This window comes from Nonomuraea jiangxiensis, from assembly GCF_900099965.1.
Taxonomy (GTDB): Bacteria; Actinomycetota; Actinomycetes; order Streptosporangiales; family Streptosporangiaceae; genus Nonomuraea; species Nonomuraea jiangxiensis.
Map to the genome: position 1 here is coordinate 377,821 of NZ_FNDJ01000004.1, position 20,092 is coordinate 397,912.

The following is a 20,092-nucleotide window of genomic DNA, read 5'->3' on the forward strand; positions in this document are numbered from 1 at the left end:
CTCAGGTCAGTGGTGAGACCTGGTGACCACCGCACCCGAGGTGGGGTCGAGGATCACGCGGCCCGCCCTGGCCTTGCCGAACGTGAACATGCCCTCCAGGGAGCCCGCCACCTGGTCCATGGAGCCGTTGCCGATGCGGCCGGTGCTCCAGTTGTCCTCGATGAACTTCAGGATCGAGGTCTGGTCGGTCAGGTGGTGGTCGACGTGGTTGACCTTGGAGTACGGCGAGATGGCCAGCAGCGGGGTACGCGGGCCGTAACCGCAGCGGTCGTTGAAGCCGGACAGCACCTTGGCCCTGCCGCACAGCGCGGCGGCGTCCGTGGCCGGGTCACGCGAGCCGTTGACGATCGGCGCCATCTTGTGGTCGTACCAGCCGTCGGAGTCGTCGTAGGCGATGAAGATCGCGGTGGACGCCCACTCGGGCGAGTTCTGGATCTTGTTGATGGTGTTGACCAGGAAGTGCTGCTCGTCGAGCGGGTCGGAGTTGCCCGGGTGACCGTCCTGGTACGCCCCCGCCTTGAGGAAGCTCACCGCGGGCAGGTTGCCGCCCGCCAGGGCGGCGTCGAAGTCGCTCAGGTCGTAGTTGTGGTTGGCCTGGTCGGTGTACCCGATCGCCGCGGTCGAGGACGGCGCCAGGTGCCTCGGGTTCGACGTCGACGGGTAGTACTGGAACGGCGAGTGGTGCGGGCTGTAGTCCGTCACCGCGTTGCCGCCGATGTTCTCGTGGGTCGAGCCGCACACCGCGTACGCGCCGGACGTGCCGGTCGGCTTGAAGCCGCCCTGGAACCAGCCCCAGGTCACGTTCTTGCGGTTGAGCAGGTCACCGATGTTCTGGCCGGTGCCCGCCGCGAGGTTGTTCTTGGCGGTGTGGTTGTTGTCCGAGCAGTCGTCGAACGCCGGGTCGGGGTCGTTGATCACGGTGCCCACGCCCCGCGCGTCGGACGAGGACACGACGCCCGCGTCGGTGACGTTGGTGCCCTTCACCGGGTCCACCGCGTAGAAGCCGTGGGTCTGGCCGGAGATCAGGTTGAGCGCGCCGGGGGTGGACGGGCCGAAACCGGTGTTGTAGGAGTTGTCGCTCATCGCGTAGTTCTGAGCGTAGTTCCACATCCCGGTGACGGTGTTGCCGTCGAAGTAGTCCATCACCAGGCCGGGCGCCTGGTAGATGTTGTTGCCGCCACAGGTGTCGTGTGCGACGTTCTCCTCGAACTTGTCCATCTTGCCGCCGTTGTAGGCGAGCTGCTCGTGCGAGTAGCCGTGGTCCTGGCTGCACGTGAGCGCCTGGGCGGGGGAGAGGCGCTTCGGGTCGTACTGGTTCGGGTTCTTGGTGAGCAGCTTCTTGGTCAGCCCGTCCACCGAGGGGGTGCCCTTGGCCGCCTTGAACGTGGTGCCGTCGGTGTTGGCCGCCTTCGGGTAGGTGCCGAAGTAGTGGTCGAACGACACGTTCTCGTCGAAGAGCACGACGACGTGCTTGATGGGGGTCTTGGTACGGACCTGCTTGGCCTTGGCCTGTGCCTGCGCCAGGGCCTGCGGGGACAGGGTCCGGGCCGTCGCGGACGGGGTCGGCGCGGCAGAGGGTGTCGCTGACGAAGTGGCCGGCGGTGCTGCCGACGGTGTCACGGTGTCCGCGGAACCCGGGGTGGTGCCCGAGACCGCCAGCGCCCCGGCCGCCGCCAGCGTGGCGGCAGCCGCGTACCAGCGCGCTGCCTTCTTACCTGGGCCAGTGCCCACGGTGCCTCCTTGTGAAGAGAACCGAGCCGCTTCTCGGCCCGGGCGGCGCGGGGAGCAAGACGGCTCACGGGCGCCCACGGGATCCCATCACACCCGGATGACGCTTTATGGCCATAAAAGTGACAAATAGGGAAAAATCGGTCATAAGGTGTTCAAAGTAGGATCTGTTGGACATAGGACGAGGACGGGTCCTGGACGCCGGGCACCGCGAGGAAGTACCCGCCGCCGAAGGGCGAGATGTAGTCGACCAGCGGCTCGTCCACCAGGCGCATCTGGACCGCCTCGAACTGCCGGTGCAGGTCCTGCTGGTAGCAGGTGAACAGCAGCCCGACGTCGAGGTTGCCCACCTCGTCCACGCCCCGGTCGTAGTTGAAGCTGCGGCGCAGGATGCGGCTGCCGTCCGTCTGCGGCGTGCGCGGGTTCGCCCGCCTGATGTGGCTGCCGGGCGGGATCACCTTGCCCACCGGGTCCAGCTCGTACCGGGGCACGTCCTGTTCGCGGGTGCCGTCCAGGGGCGCGCCGGTGTCCCTGGCCCGGCCGAACATCTGCTCCTGCTCGCTGATCCCCACCCGGTCCCAGAACTCCACCAGCATCCGGATCAGCCGGTAGACGACGTAGCTGCCGCCCGTGCTCCACGAGGTCTCCGGCTTGTCATCCCGGATCCACACCAGCCGGTCCATCTCGGCGGCGTTCCTGCTGTCGGGGTTGGCGATGCCGTCCTTGAACCCCATGAGGTTGCGCGGCGTGCCGCTCGGCCGGGGCGGGCTGGTGAACCCGTTCATGCGCCAGCGCACCTGCATGGCGCCGCGCGTGTGCCGGGCGAGGTCGCGCAGCGCGTGCAGGACGGTGTCGTCGTCGTCCGCCTCCAGTTGCAGGCTGAGGTCGCCATGGCACCAGGCCGGGTCCAGGTCGTCGTTGGGGAAGACCGGCATCCGGACCAGGCCGGCCGGCTTGCGCGAGGCCAGGCCGTACCGGTCGTCGAAGAGCGAGGCGCCGAGGCCCAGGGTGACCGTCAGGGCCCCGGGGGGCACGCTCGGCCCGAGGATGCCCGAGTCGGCGGGCGGCGCGGTGATGCCCAGCTCCGGTGGGAGGCCGCCGGTGATCAGGGCGCGCGCCCGGTCGGTGAGCGTGCGGAACAGCTCCTTCAGCTCGCCCTTGCCGTCGGCGATGACGTCGAAGGCCACGACGATCGCCCTGCGCCGCGGGGCGTTGAGGATCCCGGCCTGGTGGGGACCGTGGAAGCCTGGCACCGCCGGCACGGCCGCCGCCGGCATCGCGGGCGCCGCTGTGGCGGCGGCGCCGGCGATGCCGGTGGCCAGCGCGCCGGTGAGGAATGTCCTGCGGTTGTAGCCGCTCACTTCGTCCGCCTCGGGAAGAGAATTTCGGCGATCGGGGCCAGCTCCTCCAGCAGGCCGCCGACCGCGCCGTTGATGGGTTGGCGGACCCGGGGGGCCAGCCGGTCGACGGGGGTCCAGGTGTCGCCGTGGTGCTGGGCCGCGAGCAGCGCGTCCACCTGGTCCAGGTGCTCGTCCACCTGCTTCATCGCGGGGTAGCGGTCTTCGAGCAGCGGCCGCAGCACGCCGAGGGTCTCGCGGGTGCCCTGAACGTTGGCGGCGGCGGTGGCGAGGGTGGTGCCGCTGCCCTGGTCGGAGCGGCCGGTCAGCTCGAACCGCAGGGTGTTCTCCAGGATCTCGTGCGCGCGCAGGGGCAGGTCGCCGGGTTCGAGCCGCTGGTCGGGGAAGTCGTCGTCCAGCGCCTTGACGTCCTTGAGCAGGCGGTCGGCGATCGGGCGCAGCCTCTCGGCGGACTCACCGTGCCACAGTCCGTACTCGACCCGGTGCAGGCCGGTGAAGTCCTTGTCGTGGACGCCGCCGGGCAACCCGGCCGGATGCCCGTTGATCGCCCCGTCGAACTCGCCGAAGGTGCCGTACGCGGAACCGAGGCTCTCGTAGGCCAGGTGGGCGGGCAGCCACGCCTTCCTGGCGGCGGCCAGATCGCCCCGGTCCACCGCCCGGGTCAGCGTTCTGGTCCTGGCCAGCAGGGTCTTCAGCCCGCTGGAGACGTACGCGCTGTAGGCCTTCGCCGGGGCGAACAGGTCGGCGTAGGAGACCGGGATGATGGCCGGCCCGCCGGTGCCGGTCCCGGTGACGGTGACCGACGGGCCGACGATCGGATCGCGCTCGTCGATCTCGCACCGGATGGCGTACGTACCTTGGGCCAGGCTGACCGACATGGGCCGGGTCACCCCCGGGCCCAGCCCTTCCACCTCGGCGTGCACGGCGCCCCCGGGCACCTCGATGAGATCGGCCCCCGAGGGGGCGTCCCCGGTGTTGGAGAGCATGAGAGTCAGCCGCCCGGCGTGCGGGTTCGTCCAGCCCTCGCCGCAGTGGCTCGCCGAGACCTGGACCACGGGATCGGCGCCGGGGGGCGTGGACGTCCGTGGCGGGGAGGAAGCGTGCTCGTCGGCTCCGGCCGTCGTGCATCCCGTCACGAGGAGCAGGCACGCGAGGATCGCCGCGCCCGGCCGGCTGAATTCCACGATCTTTCTCCCGGACGATTCGCCATAAAAAGGGCACATGCATGCTAGTCACACCATGTCTCGCACATTCGCCCAGGCCATGACATGTGGCAGCATGTTCACGGAGCGCTCACCGGGCGTTCCCCTCGTTTCCGGGAGCCGTTGGAGAGGCGCTCGCCTGCCGCGCGGGCGGGCGTACCACCACCGACGACCCGCCGCGGGGCGGGTCCTGGGACTTCCAGTCGTACGGCTTAGTCAGCGGGGGGTGACGGCGCGTGAGATGCTGCGAGGGTGAGAGCGACTGAGCAGGCCGAGCCGGCCCCCCGCCGCCGGCGCGGTCGTCCCGGCCATGACCAGTCGGCGATCCTGCGCGCGGCGGTCGAGCTGTTCAACCGGCGCGGCTACGACGCCACGAGCATGGGCGACCTGGCCAAGGAGCTGGGGCTGACCAAGCCGGCCATCTACTACCACGTCACCAGCAAGGAGCAACTGCTCGGCCAGGCCCTGGACGACGCGCTCGACGAGCTCACCTCCGTCGTGACCGAGGCGTCCACGGAGCGGGCCGGGGTGACCGCCTACCAGCGGCTGCGCGAGGTGGTGCGGCGCAGCGTCGAGGTGCTGGTGGCGCACCAGCAGTCCGTCACGCTCCTGCTGCGGGTGCGCGGCAACAGCGAGGTCGAGCTGGCGGCACTGAGCCGGCGGCGCTGGCTCGACGACCGCCTGGCCGCGCTCGTCGCCGACGCCGTCGCCGAGGGGTCGCTGCGCGACGACGTGCCGCCGGCGCTGGTGAGCCGGCTGCTGTTCGGCATGGTGAACTCCCTGGTCGAGTGGTATCGGGCAGAGGGGGCCTACGACCAGGCGATGGTCGCCGACGCGATCACCACGATCGCCTTCGACGGCCTGGCCCGCCACGAGTCCTGAGCCGTTCCGCCCACCTACGGGCGGGGTCAGGCGTCGTAGTCGACGGTCACCTGCTCACCGACCGGATAGGACTGGCAGGTCAGGACGAACCCGGCGGCCGTCTCGGCCGGTTCGAGCGCGTAGTTGCGGCGCATGTCGACCTCCCCCGCGCGGACGACGGCGCGGCACGTCCCGCAGACGCCGCCCTTGCAGGCGAACGGCAGGTCGCCGCGGGTGGCCTGGGCGCCGTCGAGGAGCGTCGTCTCGCGGGAGACGGTGGCGGTCGTCCGCAGGCCGTCGAGGACGACGGTCAGCTCGGTGGTCGCGCCGGGGACCTCGCCCGCGGCCCGGCGGGGCGGGGACGGCGGGGCGTCGGCGTAGAAGAGCTCGACGTGTACGCGGTCCGCCGGAACCCCGAGGCCGGCCAGCACCGGCCGGGCACTCTCGACCAGTTGGAGCGGCCCGCACAGCCAGACGTGGTCGAACACCTCGACGGGGACGAGGCAGGTGAGCAGCCGGCGCAGCCGGTCGCCGTCGAGCCGCCCGGACAGCAGCTCGACGTCGCGTGGCTCGCGCGAGAGCGTGTGCACGATCTGGAGCCGGGGGCCGTAGCGGTTCTTCAGGTCGCCGAGCTCCTCCGTGAACATGACGGTACGGCTGGTCCGGTTGCCGTACAGGAGCGAGACCTGGGCGCCGGGGTGGGTGAGCACCGTCGAGGCGACCGACAACATCGGGGTGATGCCGGAGCCGGCGGCGACGCACAGGTGCCGCTCGCCCGCCTCCGGGTCGGCCTGCCAGGAGCCGGTGGGTGGCTGGACCTCGATCCGGGTGCCCGGCCCGACCTCGCGCACCAGCCAGGAGGAGAACAGCCCGCCGGGGATCTCGCGGACGCCGATGCGCGGCGCCGAGCCGGCCGGGGCGCAGATCGAGTACGAGCGGCGGTGCTCGCGGCCGTCGATGACGCGGCGCAGGGTGAGCGACTGCCCGGCTCGGAAGGCGTACACGTCGCGCAGTTCGTCCGGGACGGCGAACGTGATGGCGGCGGCGTCCTCGCACAACCGGTCCACGGCCGCCACGGTCAGCGGATGGAACACGGCGGCCCTCGACGGCGCGGACGCGAGCGTGGTCATGTCATATCTCCTTGACGTGCTCGAACGGTTCGAGGCAGCCGGCGCAGCGGTAGAGGGCCTTGCAGGCGGTGGCGCCGAACTCCGAGCTGAGCTCGGTGGCCGGGGAGCCGCAGCGAGGGCAGGGCGGCGCGGTCCTGGCCGGGCCGAGCGTGAGCGGCACCGGCCCGGTCCGCCGGGGGGCGGGGCCCGGCGCCGAGAGCCCGGCCGCGCGCAGGGCGGCCCGGCCGCGTTCGGAGATCCAGTCGCTGGACCAGGGCGGATCCAGGACGACGCGCACCTCGACGCGGGGGAAGCCGGCGTCGTTCAGCCGGTGGACGAGGTCGTCGCGCATGGTCGCCATGGCCGGGCAGCCGCTGTAGGTCGGCGTGATCGAGGCCACGACGACCTCGGCGCCGCCCGCCTCCCGCACCACCTCGACGCCGCGCAGCACGCCGAGGTCGGCGAGGGTGAGCATCGGCATCTCGGGATCCCGCACCTGCCCGGCCACCTCGGCGGCGCGCCGGCCGGATTCGGGGTGGCGCTCCCGACCGGCGATCTCGGCGGCGCGCCGGTCGGCGACCACCGGCTCCGGGTCGCGCTCCCGTCCGGTGTTCACCAGCGCCCGCTCGGGTGTGCGCGGGCGACCACCTGCATTTCGGCGAGCAGCAGGCTCAGCGCCTCGGTGTGCGCGCCGTCGCGGCCCGTACGCTCCCCGGCCCCGGCCAGCGGCGGCCGTGCGGGGCGCTCGACCCCACTGGCGGCGAGCACCTGGTCGAGGACGGCGTCCACCTCCTCCCGCAGGAACGCGGGGTCCACGCCGACCCCCGCCGAGGCCAGGGAACGTTCGACGGGGTGCGCGGTGACCAGTTCCGCCCACAGCGGGAACAGAGCGTCGAGGGCGGCCAGCAGCCTGCGGCGCGACTCCTCGGTGCCGCGCGCCAGGGTGAGGAACCAGCGCCCGGCCCAGTCACGGTGGTAGGCGACCTCCTTGACGCCCTTGGCCGCCACCGCCGCCAGCACGTGGTCCCGGCTCGTACGCAACCGCTCCAGCAGCGCGAGCCGCGCCACCGAGAACAGCAGCAGGCGGACCACGACATGCCCGAAGTCACCGTTGGCCACCTCGGCCAGGCGTACGTTGCGGAAGTCCCGGTCCTCGCGGAAGAAGGCCAGCGCGTCCTCCGGCGGCACCGGCGAGCCCGCGGGCAGGGCGGGCACCACGCCCGGGTCGGCGGCGGCCGCCCGCGCCAGCAGCAGCCGAGCCTGCCCGAGGAGGTCGAGGGCGACGTTCGCCAGCGCGATGTCCTCTTCGAGGTCGGGCGCGCGGCTGCACCACTCCGACAGGCGCTGCGACATGATCAGGGCGTCGTCGCCCAGCATCAGGCAGTACGCGGCCAGCTCGGCGGGGTCCACGCCGTCCGGTGTCGTGGTGTCCACGCCGGCCAGCGGGTCCTCGAAGTCGGTGCCGAAGGCCCACTGGGAGGAGTCGCCGCCGAGCAGGCCGTCGAAGATGCTGCCATGGTCATCGCTCATCGTGCTCTCACATGTGCGGGACGTCGTCGGGGATGTCGTAGAACGTCGGATGCCGGTAGACCTTGTCGCCGCTCGGCGCGAACAGCGGGTCCTTCTCGTCCGGGCTGGAGGCGGCGATCGCGTCGGCCCGTACGACCCAGATGCTGACCCCCTCGTTGCGCCTGGTGTAGACGTCGCGGGCGTGCCGCAGGGCCATGGCGTCGTCCGGGGCGTGCAGCGATCCGACGTGCACGTGGTTGAGGCCGCGCTTGCCGCGCACGAACACCTCGTAGAGCGGCCACTCCCGCCGGTCGGCGCTCATCGCCCGCCCTCCCCGGCCGACCGCCGCGCGAACGCCGTGGCCGCCTCGCGCACCCACGCGCCCTCCTCGTGCGCGGCCCTGCGATGGGCCACCCGCTGCGCGTTGCACGGCCCCTCGCCCCTGATGACCGCGGCGAACTCCGCCCAGTCCGGCTCGCCGAAGTCGTGGGCGCCGCGTTCGGCGTTCCAGCGCAGGTCGGGATCGGGCAGCGTGACGCCGAGCGCCTTCGCCTGCGGGACCGTCATGTCCACGAACTTCTGCCGCAGCTCGTCGTTGGAGTTGCGCTTGATGCCCCAGGCCATCGAGCGTTCGCTGTTGGGCGACTGGGCGTCCGGCGGGCCGAACATCATCAGCACCGGCCACCAGAACCGGTCGACCGACTCCTGGACCATGGCGCGCTGCTCGTCGGTGCCGCGCATCATCGTCATGAGCAGCTCGTAGCCCTGCCGCTGGTGGAAGGACTCCTCCTTGCAGATGCGGATCATGGCACGGCCGTACGGGCCGTAGGAGGTGCGGCAGAGCGGCACCTGGTTGCAGATCGCGGCCCCGTCCACCAGCCAGCCGATGGTGCCGACGTCGGCGTAGGACAGCGTCGGGTAGTTGAAGATGGAGGAATACTTCTGCCGGCCGGCGAGCAGCAGGTCGGTCAGCTCGGCGCGGGAGACGCCGAGGGTCTCGCACGCCGCATACAGATACAGGCCGTGACCGGCCTCGTCCTGCACCTTCGCCAGCAGGATCGCCTTGCGGCGCAGCGACGGCGCGCGGCTGATCCAGTCGCCCTCCGGCTGCATGCCGATGATCTCGGAGTGCGCGTGCTGGGCGATCTGGCGTACGAGGGTGCTGCGGTAGGCGTCCGGCATCCAGTCCCGCGGCTCGATGCGGTCGCGGCGCGCGATGGTCGCGTCGAACGCGGCCTGCAGCCGTTCTTCCTGGTCCGGCTCCGCTGGGATGGCGGTCATGTTTCCTCCGAGGCGGGCATATTTACTTATCGCTCGGTCAGTAATACCGTGACACGGGTGGAGGTCTTCGCGCAACAGGTCGCGGGGAAAGGGGACAGCGTGAGCGCACTGCTGGAGAGCTACGCCGCCGGACGATGGTTCCGGGCGGCCGACGATGGTGAACCGCTGCTCGACGCCGCCACGGGCGAGGAGGTCGGGCGGATCTCAAGCCGGGGCCTGGACGTCGCGGCCATGGTCCGGTACGCCCGGGAGACCGGCGGACCGGCCCTGCGAGCCCTGACCTTCCACGAACGGGCGGCCCTGCTCAAGGCGCTGGCCAAACACCTGCTGGAGGGCAAGGAGGAGCTGTACGCGCTGTCCGTACGCACCGGCGCGACCGCCCGCGACACCGCGATCGACGTGGACGGCGGCATCGGCACCCTGTTCAGCTACGCGAGCAAGGGGGTTCGCGAGCTGCCGAACGACACGGTCTTCCTCGACGGCGGCCTGGAGCGCCTGGGCAAGGGCGGCACCTTCGTCGGCCAGCACCTCTACACCTCCCGGCCGGGCGTGGCGGTCCAGATCAACGCCTTCAACTTCCCGGTCTGGGGCATGCTGGAGAAGCTCGGCCCGGCCTTCCTCGCCGGGCTGCCGTCGATCGTCAAGCCCGCGGGCCAGACCGCCTACCTCGCCGAGGCCGCCGTCCGGCAGATCATCCAGTCGGGGATCCTGCCCGAGGGGTCGCTCCAGCTCCTCGCCGGTGGTGCGGGCGGGCTGCTCGACGAGCTGACGGTCCAGGACTCCGTCGACTTCACCGGCTCGGCGCACACCGCGGGGGTGCTGCGCCGCCACCCGAACGTGCTCGACGGCGGCGTCCTGCTCGGCGTCGAGGCCGACTCGCTCAACTGTTCGATCCTCGGCCCCGACGTACGGCCGGAGGATCCGGAGTTCGGACTGTTCGTCAAGGGCGTCGTCACCGAGATGACGGTCAAGGCCGGACAGAAGTGCACGGCCATCCGCCGCGTGCTCGTTCCCGAGGCGCTGGCCGGCACGGTGGTCGAGGCGCTGTCCGCCCGCCTGGCGAAGGTGACCGTGGGCGACCCGCGCAACCCGGAGGTGCGGATGGGCGCGCTCGCCAGCCTCGGCCAGCGCGACGAGGTCCGCAAGGCCGTCGAGACGCTGCGCGCGAGCGCGGAGATCGTCGCCGGTGACCCCGGGGGCGGCCCCGTGCTCGACGGCGATCCCGAGCGCGGCGCCTTCATGACCCCGCTCCTGCTGCGCGCCCGTCCCGGGGCCACCGAGCCGCACGACGTGGAGCCGTTCGGCCCGGTGGCCACCGTGCTCGCCTACAACGGTGTCGAGCAGGCCGTCGCCCTGGCCGCCCGGGGCCGGGGCAGCCTCGTCGCCTCCGTCGCCACCCATGACCCGGACGTCGCCCGGTCCGTCGTGCTCGGGCTCGCGCCGTGGCACGGCCGGGTGCTCGTACTGGACCGGGACGACGCCCAGGAGTCCACCGGGCACGGCTCTCCGCTGCCCGTGCTCGTGCACGGCGGTCCCGGCCGGGCCGGTGGCGGTGAGGAGCTCGGCGGCATCCGCGGGGTGCTGCACCACATGCAGCGCACCGCCGTCCAGGCCTCTCCCGACCTGCTCACCGCCGTCACCGGCCGCTGGACGACCGGGGCCGCGCGCATCGACCCGGGGGTGCACCCCTTCCGCAAGTCCCTGGCCGAGCTGCGCATCGGCGACACGATCAGCTCCGCGCGGCGTACGGTCTCCACCGCCGACATCGACCACTTCGCCGAGTTCACCGGGGACACCTTCTACGCGCACACCGACCCCGCCGCCGCCGCGCGCAACCCGCTGTTCGGCGGCATCGTCGCCCACGGCTACCTGGTCGTGTCGCTGGCCGCCGGCCTCTTCGTCGATCCGGCCCCCGGGCCCGTCCTGGCCAACTTCGGGGTGGACGCCCTGCGCTTCCTGACCCCCGTCAAGGCCGGTGACGCCATCGCCGTGACGCTGACGGTCAAGCAGATCACCCCGCGCAGCGGCGCGGACTACGGCGAGGTCCGCTGGGACGCCGTCGTGACCAACCAGGAGGACCGGCCGGTCGCCACGTACGACGTGCTCACTCTGGTCGCCAAGACCTGGCCCCAGAACGCCCGGTGAGGTGCCGCGCCCCCGAGCCGGGGGTCAGGCGGAGTAGACGTGATCGCTGATGAGGCGGGCCGCGCCGACGACCCCGGCGGTGTCCTCCAGTTCGGACAGGACGATGGGCAGGTTGCCGGTCGCCAGCGGCAGCGAGCGGCGGTAGACGACGCTGCGGATCTCGGCGAGCAGCACGTGGCCCAGCTGGGACACCCCACCCGCGATGATCACCAGCCCGGGGTTGAAGAAGCTGACCAGGCCCGCGAGGACCTGACCCACCCGGCGGCCGCCGTCCCTGATGAGCTGGATGGCCGCCGCGTCGCCCTGCGTGGCGGCCGCGGCGACGTCCTCGGCGGACAGCCTGCCGGTCGCGGTCAGGCGTTCCGACAGGAAGGGCGAGCGGCCCGAGCGGGCCACGACCTGCGCCTGGGCGGCCAGGGCGGCACCGCCGAAGTACGCCTCCAGGCAGCCGGTGTTGCCGCACGCGCACACCGGGCCGAGCTCGTCGACCCGCATGTGCCCGATGTCGCCCGCGCTGCCTGAGACGCCGCGGTAGATCTTGCCGTCGACGACGATGCCGCAGCCGATGCCGGTGCCGATCTTGAGCAGCAGGAAGTCGCCGACCTGCCGGGCCACCCCGGCGTGCAGTTCGCCGAGCGCCATGATGTTGACGTCGTTGTCCAGCAGGGCGGGGCAGCCGAGCTCCTGGCTGACCGTCTCCCGCATGGGATACCGGTCCCAGCCCGGCATGATCGGCGGCGCGACCGGGACCCCTTCGGCGAAGCTCACCGGCCCCGGCACCCCGATCCCGGCGCCGTGCAACTGGCTGAACAGGCCCTGCTCGCGCAGCTTGGCGGCCAGGGCGAGCACCCGGTCGAGCACGTGCGCGGGGCCGAGCCTGATGTCGCACGGCTCGTTCACGTGCCCCAGCACGCGCAGCTCGCCGTCGGTGACGGCCACGTCGACCGAGGTCGCCCCGATGTCGATGCCCGCGAAGCGGGTGTTGCGCGACAGCCGTACCTGGCTGGAGCGGCGGCCGCCCCGCGAGGCCGCCAGCCCGTCGAGCTCGATCAGCCCCAGCCCGACCAGCCGGTCCAGCTCGGAGTTGAGCTTGGAGCGCGACATCCGGCCCGGGTGCGGGTGAATGCCGCTGACCGGCAGCACGCTCACCGGGAAACCGCCCGAGGCGGAGGGGATCGCGATGAGGTCCGCGAGCTCGGCCCGTGAGCGGGGGCCGTCCCGCAGCACGCGCAGCAGTGCGGCCTGATGGGAGTTCTCCGGCCGGTTCGACTTCACCCACCACTCCTCGGTGCAGCGCTGCTCGGCGCAAACCGGTGTCGGGGGGAACGTACCTGCTTCCGCCACCGCAGGAAAGACCTTCTTCCCCGATCAACCATCATTCTGTCGAAATTGTGAGAAGTCAGGTCCCTGCCAACCGTCCGCAGCTCAGGTGCCGTCACGGGACTGGAGCCGCCCGCACCGGCTCTTTCACCAGGTAGCGGGTGTCACGGCCGGGTTCGTGTCACCGCCCTCGGGCCTCGCTCGTCGGTCTCACCCCTTGACGGGGTTTCGTTTACGGCCGTCGAAAGTTCTGTTCAGATCGAGACTGAAGGGTTAGCCTCCGGTGAAAGTTTCCACCCCGTTCGGGGGTATGCCATGGACCGCGTTGCATCCCGATTACTGGCCGGTGCCGTCCTGGGGCTGGCCGCCCTCCTCCTGAGCGTCGTGGCCGGCGGGGCGAGACCCGCCTTCGCCCACGGACGGCTCGCCGTCTCCACCCCGGCCGACGGCGGCAGGCTGGCCGAGCCGCTGGAGGCGGTGTCGCTGGCCTTCACCGAGAAGCCCGCCCCGTTCGCCTACTTCACCGTGACCGCTCCGAACGGGGATCGGGTCGACCGGCCCTGGTCGCATGCCGAGCCGTTCCGCCTCGATGAGCCGGTGCGCGAGTACCAGCTCATCAACGGCTCGTGGCAGCCACAGCTGTTCCACGCCGGGTTCCCGGCGAAGGTACCGGTGGGCTACTGGCCGGGCCAGGGCCGGTACGTGGTGCGTTACCACACGGTGGCCTCCGACGGTGAGGAGGTCAAAGGTGAGGTCCGCTTCACCTACACCGGCCCCACCACGCCCGCCCCACCCGGCTGGCGCGCCCCCGCCGACCGGCCCAGCCCCGAACTCGCCGCCGCGGTCGGCCGCGTGCGCGGCGCACCGGGCCAGGCCCCGACCGCGCCCGCCTCGGCCGGGCCGGCGCCGCCGTCCACGGCCGCATCGGCCGCCGGTTCGGCGCCCGGCCCGGAGGCCGGTACGGACGTGTCCGCCTGGGTGTTCCCCGCGCTGCTGCTCCTCGGGGCCGCCGTCCTGCTCGCCGGGGTCGCCCGCCGCCGCCCGAGCGGCACCCCACCCGGCCCCGCACCACCGGGTCCGCAGGCCGGCCCCGCACCACCCGGCCCTCAGCGCCCGGCTGATGCCGGCACTTCCTCCAGTCGCACCTCGCAGTAAACGGCGCGAGCGCCGCTGACCAGCCCTGGAGCTCCTCATGTCCGTCACCCCCCGGTCACACCACTCCCCGCGCCCGTTCGTCGCACTGCTCGTCCTGTTGCTCACCGGCCCGGTGGCGTGCGCCGCCGAGGCGCCGGCCGCCACCGCCCCCGGCACGGAGACCGTCAAGACGATCACGGTGTCCATCGCGGGCGGCACCGTCACGCCCGCCCCGGGCCGGATCGAGGTCGCCCGCGGCCAGGCCGTCCGCCTCACCGTCACCAGCGACGTCAGCGACATGGTGCACGTGCACGGGTACGACAAGTCCGCGACCCTGCTGCCGGGCATCGCCGCCTCCGTCGGCTTCGCGGCCGACGTCACCGGCCTGTTCGAGGTCGAGACGCACGAGCAGGACCTGCAACTGTTCCAGCTCCTCGTCAGGTGATCGGTCATGTGGCTCGCGCACGGCATCGGTGGACGACAGGACCTGCCCATCCCGTTCGGCCTCGCGCTGACCGGAGCCCTCCTCGCTCTCGCGCTGTCCTTCGGGGCACTCGGCGCGCTCTGGCGCGAGCCGCGGCTGGGCGCCGACCTCCGGGACGCGCCGCCGTTGCCCGCGTTCGCGCAGCGGGTCGTGGCCGCACCCGCCTGGGCCTGGGCCTGGCGGGTGGCCGGACTGGTCGCCGCCGCCTATTTCGCCCTCGGCTTCGCCGGTCCCGACACCGCGGACAACCCCACGGCCGGGGTCGTGTACGTGCTGTTCTGGGTCGGCCTGCTACCGCTGTCGCTGCTGTTCGGTCCCGTCTGGCGGGCCCTGAACCCGCTTCGTACCCTGCACCTGCTGGCCTGCATGGCGCTACGGCGGGACCCGCGGCGCGGGCTGCGCGAGCTGCCCGCCCGGCTCGGCTACTGGCCCGCGACCTGCGGGCTGTTCGCCTTCGTCTGGCTGGAACTAGTGGCGCCGAACCGAGTGAGCCTGCCGGTCCTCGGCGGCTGGCTCGGCGCCTACGCCGTCGCCATGCTGGCGGGCGCGACCGTGTACGGGTCCGGCTGGTTCGACCGGGGCGACGCCTTCGAGGTCTACAGCGCCATGATCGGGCGGCTGGCCGTGGTGGCGCGACGGCGCGACGGGAGGCTGGTCCGGCGGCACCCGCTCGACGGCATCGCCGGCCTGCGGCCTGCTCCGGGACTGGTCGCGTACGCCGTGGTGATGCTGGGCTCCACCATGTACGACAGCGTGTCCAACGCCCCGACCTGGGTACGCGTCCTGCAAGGCGGATGGGCCCCGGCCCCCGTGCTCGGCACGGTGGGCCTGGCGGCGGTGATCGGCCTGGTGCTCGCCGCCTACCGGGGCGCCACCGGGCTGGCCGCCCGGCTCGGCCGCTGGCCGCCGGATCAGCTCGCCGGCGAGCTGGCCCACTCCATCGTCCCCATCGCCGTCGGCTACCTGGTGGCCCACTACTTCACGCTCCTCGTGCTGGAGGGCCAGCGCACGCTCGCCCTGCTCTCCGACCCGCTCGGCACGGGGGCGGACTGGCTGGGCACCCGGTCGTGGCCGGTCCAGGCGTTCGGGACCTCGCCGGCGGGGATCGCGCTGCTGCAGGTGACCGTGATCGTCCTGGGTCACGTCTTCGGCACCGTACTCGCTCACGACCGGGCGTTGCGGCTGTTCGAACGCCGTACCGCGGTGGTGGGCCAGTTGCCGCTGATGCTGCTCATGCTGCTCTACACCGCCACCGGCCTGCTGCTGCTTTTCGCCGCCTGACCAGCGGAAGCGCCAGCCTGAACCGACCTTTCAACGAGTCAAGACAAAAGTTCAGATGTACGAACGAAACATATGGACAACATGGACGTAACACTTTAATCTTGCGGCACAACCAGCCGCATAGATGTTGAAAGTGGCAGGAGGTGTAGCGAATTGGACTTCCACCGCCGCATGCTCCGCCTATTGAGAGACGAGGGACCGCTGTCCCGCGCCGATCTCGGCAACCGGCTCAACCTGTCCCGCCCCCGGGTGATGGCCGAACTCGATCGGCTGATGGCCGGCGAACTCGTCCGTGAGGCCGATCCGTCCCGCGGCGGGCGGCGCTCCCCCTTCGTCGAACTCCACCCCGGTCTCCGCTTCGCGGGCGTCGACCTCGGGATCACCTCGATCGACGTCGAGATCACCGACGGCCGGCTGGAGCCGGTCGCGGCCTACAGCGAGGCCGCCGACATCCGCTCCGGCCCGCAGGCGGTGCTGAGCCGGGTCGGCGACATCCTGGCCAAGCTCCGCGCCGAGGGCGCCTACCAGCGCCTCCACGGTATCGGCATCGGAGTGCCCGGCCCCGTCAGCTTCAGGGACGGAGTCCCCGTCTCGCCCCCGATCATGCCGGGCTGGGACCGCTACCCGGTACGCCGCCTGCTGGCCCACGAGCACAACTGCCCGGTGGTCGTGGACAACGACGTCAACATCATGGCCGTGGGGGAGCGCTACGGCGGCGTCGCCCGTTCCGCCGAGAGCCTGCTCTTCGTCAAGCTCGGCAGCGGCGTCGGCTGCGGCATCTTCCTCGGCGGCGAGCTCTACCGAGGCTCGGACGGCTGCGCCGGCGACATCGGCCACATTCAGGTCCAACCGCACGACCCGGTCTGCACCTGCGGCAGCATCGGCTGCCTGGAGGCGCTGTTCAGCGGTATCGCGCTGGAGCGGGAGGCCACGTCCGCCGCGCGCTCCGGCTCCTCGCCCGCCCTGGCGCGGCGCCTGGCCCTCCAGGGCTCGGTGAGCGCCAAGGACGTGGCCGAGTGCGCGGCCGGCGGCGACGCCGTCTCCCTCCAGCTCATCCGGGAGGGCGGCCGGCGGCTCGGCGGCGTGCTGGCCGGACTGGTCAGCTTCATCAACCCGTCCATGATCGTGATCGGGGGCGGGCTGACCGGGCTGGGCAGCGTCCTGCTCGCCGAGATCCGCAGCGTCGTCTACCGGCGCTCGCTGCCCCTGGCCACCGGCAACCTACCTGTCGTGCTGTCCGAGCTCGGCACCCGCGCCGGCGTCGCGGGCGCGAGCTTCCTGGCCAGCGACCTCGCCTTCGAGGAGGCGTCATGACCGCCGGACGAGCACGATTCGGCCGGCGGCCCCCCGGCCCGCACCTGGGCACCCGCCCAGTGGCGGCCGAAGCGATGTCCACACCCCCCACACCCCCCTCACCCACCGCCTGGAGGTTGTCATGACACCACTGAGCGCGCCGCCCGCACCCGGCTGACGATCGGCGGGGCGGCCTCGCCAAGCCGCGTCACCACCCCGCGCATCTGACTGATCGCACAGAAGGGGAAGAGCAGGGCCGCCAGGGCGGACGCCGACCACCCTGACGGCCTGGCCCCGCTCGTCACGCCGGCGGAGACCGCTGGGCGCCGCCGGTACCGGCGCCCACCGGGTACCGACTCCACCCGGCCGACGAGCGGGGCGTCCCCTCCATGGTCACCATGCCATCCCAAACGTCCCCTCAAGCGCAAGAGCAGCACTGACGCACGACCGGCAAACTGCCGGCGATCACTCGGCGAGGTCGGCGGCATGCCGGGAACGACGCCCCCATCGGGCCGCGTCGTCGGCGTGAGCGGCGCACGCCTGTCTGGAAGTCCTTCGACAGGAAGCGGAAGCACCGATCATGTTACGAAGACTGGCTTTATGCATCGCGATCATCGTGGCCACCTTCGGCCTCGTCGCGCCCTCCCCGGCCGTGGCGGCCGGCTACACCCAGGTGACGCTGGCCAAGGGCGTGGCCGAGACCGGTGAGCCGATGGGCCTGACCGTCCTGCCCAACCGGGGCGTCCTGCACACCTCGCGTGACGGCACGATCCGCTACACCGACGTGCTGGGCAACACCAAGGTGGCGCTCACCATCCCGGTGTACACCCACGACGAGGAGGGCCTGCAGAGCATCAAGGCCGACCCGAACTTCGCTTCCAACCGATGGGTCTACGTCTACTACGCCCCGCCGCTGAGCACCCCGGGCGGCGACGCGCCCGCCACCGGCACCGCGGCCCAGTTCGCCCCGTTCAACGGCGTGAACCGGCTGGCCCGCTACACGGTCAACGCCGACCACACGATCAGCGCGTCCTCGGCCGTCACCATCATGGACGTGCCCACCAGCCGTGGCATGTGCTGCCACGTCGGCGGCGACATCGACTTCGACGCGGCCGGCAACCTGTATCTGTCCACCGGTGACGACACCAACCCGTTCGACTCCAGCGGCTACACGCCGATCGACGAGCGCGCCGACCGCAACCCGGCCTTCGACGCGCAGCGCACCTCCGGCAACACCAATGACCTGCGCGGCAAGGTGCTGCGGATCAAGCCCGGCGCCACCGGCGGCTACACGATCCCGGCGGGCAACATGTTCGCCCCCGGCACCGCCAACACCCGGCCCGAGATCTACGCCATGGGCTTCCGCAACCCGTTCCGGATGAGCGTGGACCGCGCGACCGGCATCGTCTACCTGGGCGACTACGGACCCGACTCCGGCACGGCCAGCGCGACGCGCGGCCCGGCCGCCTCGGTGTCGTTCGAGCGCATCACCCAGCCCGGCAACTACGGCTGGCCGTACTGCTCGCAGTTCAACGTGCCCTACGTCGAGTTCACCTTCCCGAGTGGGCCGTCGGGCGCGGCGTACAACTGCGCCGGCGGGCCGACGAACAACTCGCCGAACAACACCGGCCTCACCCAGCTTCCCGCCTCGCGGGCGGCCTGGCTCCCGTACGGGGCCGGGCAGGACCGGCCGGAGCTGTGCTGCGGCAGCCTGTCGCCGATGGGCGGCCCGGTCTACCGCTACAACGCCGCCCTCGCCTCGGACGTGAAGTTCCCGCAGGCCATGGACGGCAAGGTGTTCCTCGGCGAGTTCGGCCGACGGTGGATCAAGACGGCCACCGTGACCGCCGCCGGTGGGGTCGGCACGATCGAGTCCTTCCCCGCCTTCACCGGCACGCAGGTGATGGACCTGGAGTTCGGGCCGGACGGCGCCCTGTACGTGCTCGACTACGGCACCGGCTGGTTCGGCGGCGACGCCAACTCCGCCGTCTACCGCATCGAGTACAACGACGGCACCGGTCAGGCCCCGATCGCGGTGGCCAACGCCAACCCGAAGACCGGCAACGCGCCGCTCGCCGTGCAGTTCAGCTCCGCCGGCACCACCGACCCGGACGGCAACCCCATCACCTACGCCTGGGACTTCACCACCAACGGCAGCACCGACTCCACCGCCGCCAACCCGACCTTCACCTACACCTCCAACGGCCAGTTCACCGCGACGCTGACGGTGACCGACAGCACCGGCCGCAGTTCCACAGCCAGCGTCGCCATCAGCGTCGGCCAGCCGACGGTCACCCTGAGCCTTCCGCTCAACGGGCGGGTGTTCAACTTCGGCGACGCGATCCCGTTCCAGATCAGCGTCAGCGATCCGAACAATCCGACCGTCGACTGCAGCCGGGTCAAGCTCACCTACATCCTCGGCCACGACAGCCACGGCCACGCCCTGACCAGCGCGACCGGCTGCTCGGGCACCGTCCAGACCACCAACGACGGTGAGCACGACCCCAATGCCAACATCTTCGGCGTCTTCGATGCCGAGTACACGCCGCCCGGCTCGACCACGGCCATCCACGGGCAGCAGGCCGTGCTCCAGCCGCGCATCCGCCAGGCCGAGCACTACAGCGCCCAGCAGGGCGTGACCATCGTGGCCAAGGCCTCGGCCAACGGCGGCAACGCGGTCGGCTACATCGACAACGGTGACTGGATCTCCTTCACGCCGTACAACCTGACCGGGGTCACCTCCTTCACCGCCCGGGTCGCCTCGGCCGGTGCGGGTGGCACGCTGACGCTGCGCGCCGGCTCGGCGACCGGTACGGTGCTCGGCTCGGCCACGGTCGCGCCCACCGGAGGCTGGGAGACCTGGGCCAACGTCACCGGCACCATCACCGCGCCGGCGAGCATGTCGAACCTGTTCCTGGTCTTCACCGGTGGTGCGGGATCGCTGTTCGACCTCGACAGCTTCACCCTCAACGGCGGCAGCCAGCCGCCCGCCACGAACCTCGCGCTGAACAAGCCGGCGACCGCCTCCAGCACGGAAGCGGCCGCCTATCCGGCCTCGGCGGCGGTGGACGCCTCGGCGACGACGCGGTGGGCGAGCGCGTTCTCCGATCCGCAGTGGATCCAGGTCGACCTGGGTGCCACGTACACGATCAACCGGGTCCGCCTGCTGTGGGAGGCCGCCTACGGGTCGGCGTACCAGATCCAGACGTCGCCCAACGGCAGCGCGCCCTGGACCACCATCCGCACGGTGACCGGCGGCAACGGCGGTGAGGACGACAACACCGGTCTGAACGCCTCCACCCGCTACGTCCGCATCTACGGCACCGCCCGGGGCACGGGCTGGGGCTACTCCCTGTTCTCGTTCGAGGTCTACGGCAGCAACTGAGC

16 protein-coding genes are annotated in these 20,092 nt (G+C 71.8%); 7 read left to right on the forward strand and 9 right to left on the reverse strand.

The annotated features are described in order from the left end of the window. Positions 1-6: 6 nt before the first annotated feature. The 3 genes from BLS95_RS11170 to BLS95_RS11180 all read right to left on the reverse strand — a co-directional run bounded on the left by BLS95_RS11170 (position 7) and on the right by BLS95_RS11180 (position 4,270). Complete coding sequence (locus tag BLS95_RS11170; RefSeq protein ID WP_218135687.1) at positions 7-1,731, reverse strand: phospholipase C; 1,725 nt, start codon at positions 1,729-1,731, stop codon at positions 7-9. Positions 1,732-1,883: 152 nt separating this feature from the next. Next, complete coding sequence (locus BLS95_RS11175; protein WP_090930829.1) at positions 1,884-3,089, reverse strand: Dyp-type peroxidase; 1,206 nt, start codon at positions 3,087-3,089, stop codon at positions 1,884-1,886. Beyond that, positions 3,086-4,270 (reverse strand): EfeM/EfeO family lipoprotein, encoded by a 1,185-nt coding sequence (locus BLS95_RS11180; RefSeq protein ID WP_176993129.1) that lies wholly within the window; start codon positions 4,268-4,270, stop codon positions 3,086-3,088. Before BLS95_RS11180 ends, BLS95_RS11175 begins: the two co-directional genes overlap by 4 nt. Positions 4,271-4,540: 270 nt before the next feature. On the opposite strand from BLS95_RS11180, the gene BLS95_RS11185 reads away from it, so the two are divergent. Next, the gene (locus tag BLS95_RS11185; protein WP_090930831.1) at positions 4,541-5,170 is read left to right on the forward strand and encodes a TetR/AcrR family transcriptional regulator; all 630 of its coding nucleotides are present in this window, start codon (positions 4,541-4,543) and stop codon (positions 5,168-5,170) included. Between the two features lie 26 nt (positions 5,171-5,196). Here the strand turns inward: BLS95_RS11185 and paaE are convergent, their stop codons facing one another. The 5 genes from paaE to paaA are packed head-to-tail and all read right to left on the reverse strand — an operon-like array spanning position 5,197 to position 9,048. Continuing rightward, entirely contained in the window at positions 5,197-6,279 is a 1,083-nt protein-coding gene (gene paaE / locus BLS95_RS11190; RefSeq protein WP_090930832.1) for a 1,2-phenylacetyl-CoA epoxidase subunit PaaE, read from the reverse strand. A gap of 1 nt (position 6,280) precedes the next feature. Continuing rightward, positions 6,281-6,814 carry a 1,2-phenylacetyl-CoA epoxidase subunit PaaD gene (gene paaD / locus BLS95_RS11195; protein ID WP_245765000.1) on the reverse strand — a complete coding sequence of 178 codons (534 nt, stop codon included), beginning with the start codon at positions 6,812-6,814 and terminating at the stop codon, positions 6,281-6,283. 56 nt (positions 6,815-6,870) lie between these two features. Further along, positions 6,871-7,788 (reverse strand): 1,2-phenylacetyl-CoA epoxidase subunit PaaC, encoded by a 918-nt coding sequence (gene paaC, locus BLS95_RS11200; RefSeq protein WP_090930833.1) that lies wholly within the window; start codon positions 7,786-7,788, stop codon positions 6,871-6,873. A gap of 7 nt (positions 7,789-7,795) precedes the next feature. After that, positions 7,796-8,089 carry a 1,2-phenylacetyl-CoA epoxidase subunit PaaB gene (paaB, locus tag BLS95_RS11205; RefSeq protein WP_090930834.1) on the reverse strand — a complete coding sequence of 98 codons (294 nt, stop codon included), beginning with the start codon at positions 8,087-8,089 and terminating at the stop codon, positions 7,796-7,798. Then, a complete protein-coding gene (gene paaA / locus BLS95_RS11210) occupies positions 8,086-9,048 on the reverse strand; it encodes a 1,2-phenylacetyl-CoA epoxidase subunit PaaA (RefSeq protein WP_090930835.1) in 963 nt (320 codons plus the stop codon). Before paaA ends, paaB begins: the two co-directional genes overlap by 4 nt. Positions 9,049-9,147: 99 nt before the next feature. Between paaA and paaZ the strand changes: the two genes are divergently transcribed. Beyond that, positions 9,148-11,193 carry a phenylacetic acid degradation bifunctional protein PaaZ gene (gene paaZ, locus BLS95_RS11215; protein WP_090931035.1) on the forward strand — a complete coding sequence of 682 codons (2,046 nt, stop codon included), beginning with the start codon at positions 9,148-9,150 and terminating at the stop codon, positions 11,191-11,193. Positions 11,194-11,217: 24 nt separating this feature from the next. Here paaZ and BLS95_RS11220 read toward each other — a convergent pair whose 3' ends face one another. Next, on the reverse strand, positions 11,218-12,468 hold the full coding sequence (locus BLS95_RS11220) for an ROK family protein (protein ID WP_090930836.1): 1,251 nt from the start codon (positions 12,466-12,468) through the stop codon (positions 11,218-11,220). 360 nt (positions 12,469-12,828) lie between these two features. Here BLS95_RS11220 and BLS95_RS11225 point away from each other — a divergent pair, with 360 nt between their 5' ends. The 5 genes from BLS95_RS11225 to BLS95_RS11245 all read left to right on the forward strand — a co-directional run bounded on the left by BLS95_RS11225 (position 12,829) and on the right by BLS95_RS11245 (position 20,090). Then, positions 12,829-13,668: a copper resistance CopC family protein gene (locus BLS95_RS11225; RefSeq protein ID WP_090930837.1), complete on the forward strand. Its 840-nt coding sequence runs from the start codon at positions 12,829-12,831 to the stop codon at positions 13,666-13,668. Positions 13,669-13,705: 37 nt separating this feature from the next. Then, on the forward strand, positions 13,706-14,092 hold the full coding sequence (locus tag BLS95_RS11230; protein WP_090930838.1) for a hypothetical protein: 387 nt from the start codon (positions 13,706-13,708) through the stop codon (positions 14,090-14,092). A 6-nt stretch (positions 14,093-14,098) separates the two neighbouring features. Then, positions 14,099-15,412, forward strand: a complete 1,314-nt coding sequence (locus BLS95_RS11235; protein WP_090930839.1) for a hypothetical protein — start codon at positions 14,099-14,101, stop codon at positions 15,410-15,412. Positions 15,413-15,583: 171 nt separating this feature from the next. Beyond that, the gene (locus BLS95_RS11240) at positions 15,584-16,726 is read left to right on the forward strand and encodes an ROK family transcriptional regulator (RefSeq protein WP_090931036.1); all 1,143 of its coding nucleotides are present in this window, start codon (positions 15,584-15,586) and stop codon (positions 16,724-16,726) included. 559 nt (positions 16,727-17,285) lie between these two features. After that, complete coding sequence (locus BLS95_RS11245; protein ID WP_090930840.1) at positions 17,286-20,090, forward strand: carbohydrate-binding protein; 2,805 nt, start codon at positions 17,286-17,288, stop codon at positions 20,088-20,090. Positions 20,091-20,092: the final 2 nt, after the last annotated feature.

What these genes read in the sequence shown, in the direction of transcription:
- BLS95_RS11240 (WP_090931036.1), top strand. Translation starts at nt 15,584, where the DNA reads ATGCTCCGCCTATTGAGAGACGAGGGACCGCTGTCCCGCGCCGATCTC.
- paaB (WP_090930834.1), bottom strand. Translation starts at nt 8,089, where the DNA reads ATGAGCGCCGACCGGCGGGAGTGGCCGCTCTACGAGGTGTTCGTGCGC.
- paaA (WP_090930835.1), bottom strand. Translation starts at nt 9,048, where the DNA reads ATGACCGCCATCCCAGCGGAGCCGGACCAGGAAGAACGGCTGCAGGCC.
- BLS95_RS11225 (WP_090930837.1), top strand. Translation starts at nt 12,829, where the DNA reads ATGGACCGCGTTGCATCCCGATTACTGGCCGGTGCCGTCCTGGGGCTG.
- BLS95_RS11230 (WP_090930838.1), top strand. Translation starts at nt 13,706, where the DNA reads ATGTCCGTCACCCCCCGGTCACACCACTCCCCGCGCCCGTTCGTCGCA.
- paaC (WP_090930833.1), bottom strand. Translation starts at nt 7,788, where the DNA reads ATGAGCGATGACCATGGCAGCATCTTCGACGGCCTGCTCGGCGGCGAC.
- BLS95_RS11235 (WP_090930839.1), top strand. Translation starts at nt 14,099, where the DNA reads ATGTGGCTCGCGCACGGCATCGGTGGACGACAGGACCTGCCCATCCCG.
- paaE (WP_090930832.1), bottom strand. Translation starts at nt 6,279, where the DNA reads ATGACCACGCTCGCGTCCGCGCCGTCGAGGGCCGCCGTGTTCCATCCG.
- BLS95_RS11245 (WP_090930840.1), top strand. Translation starts at nt 17,286, where the DNA reads ATGTTACGAAGACTGGCTTTATGCATCGCGATCATCGTGGCCACCTTC.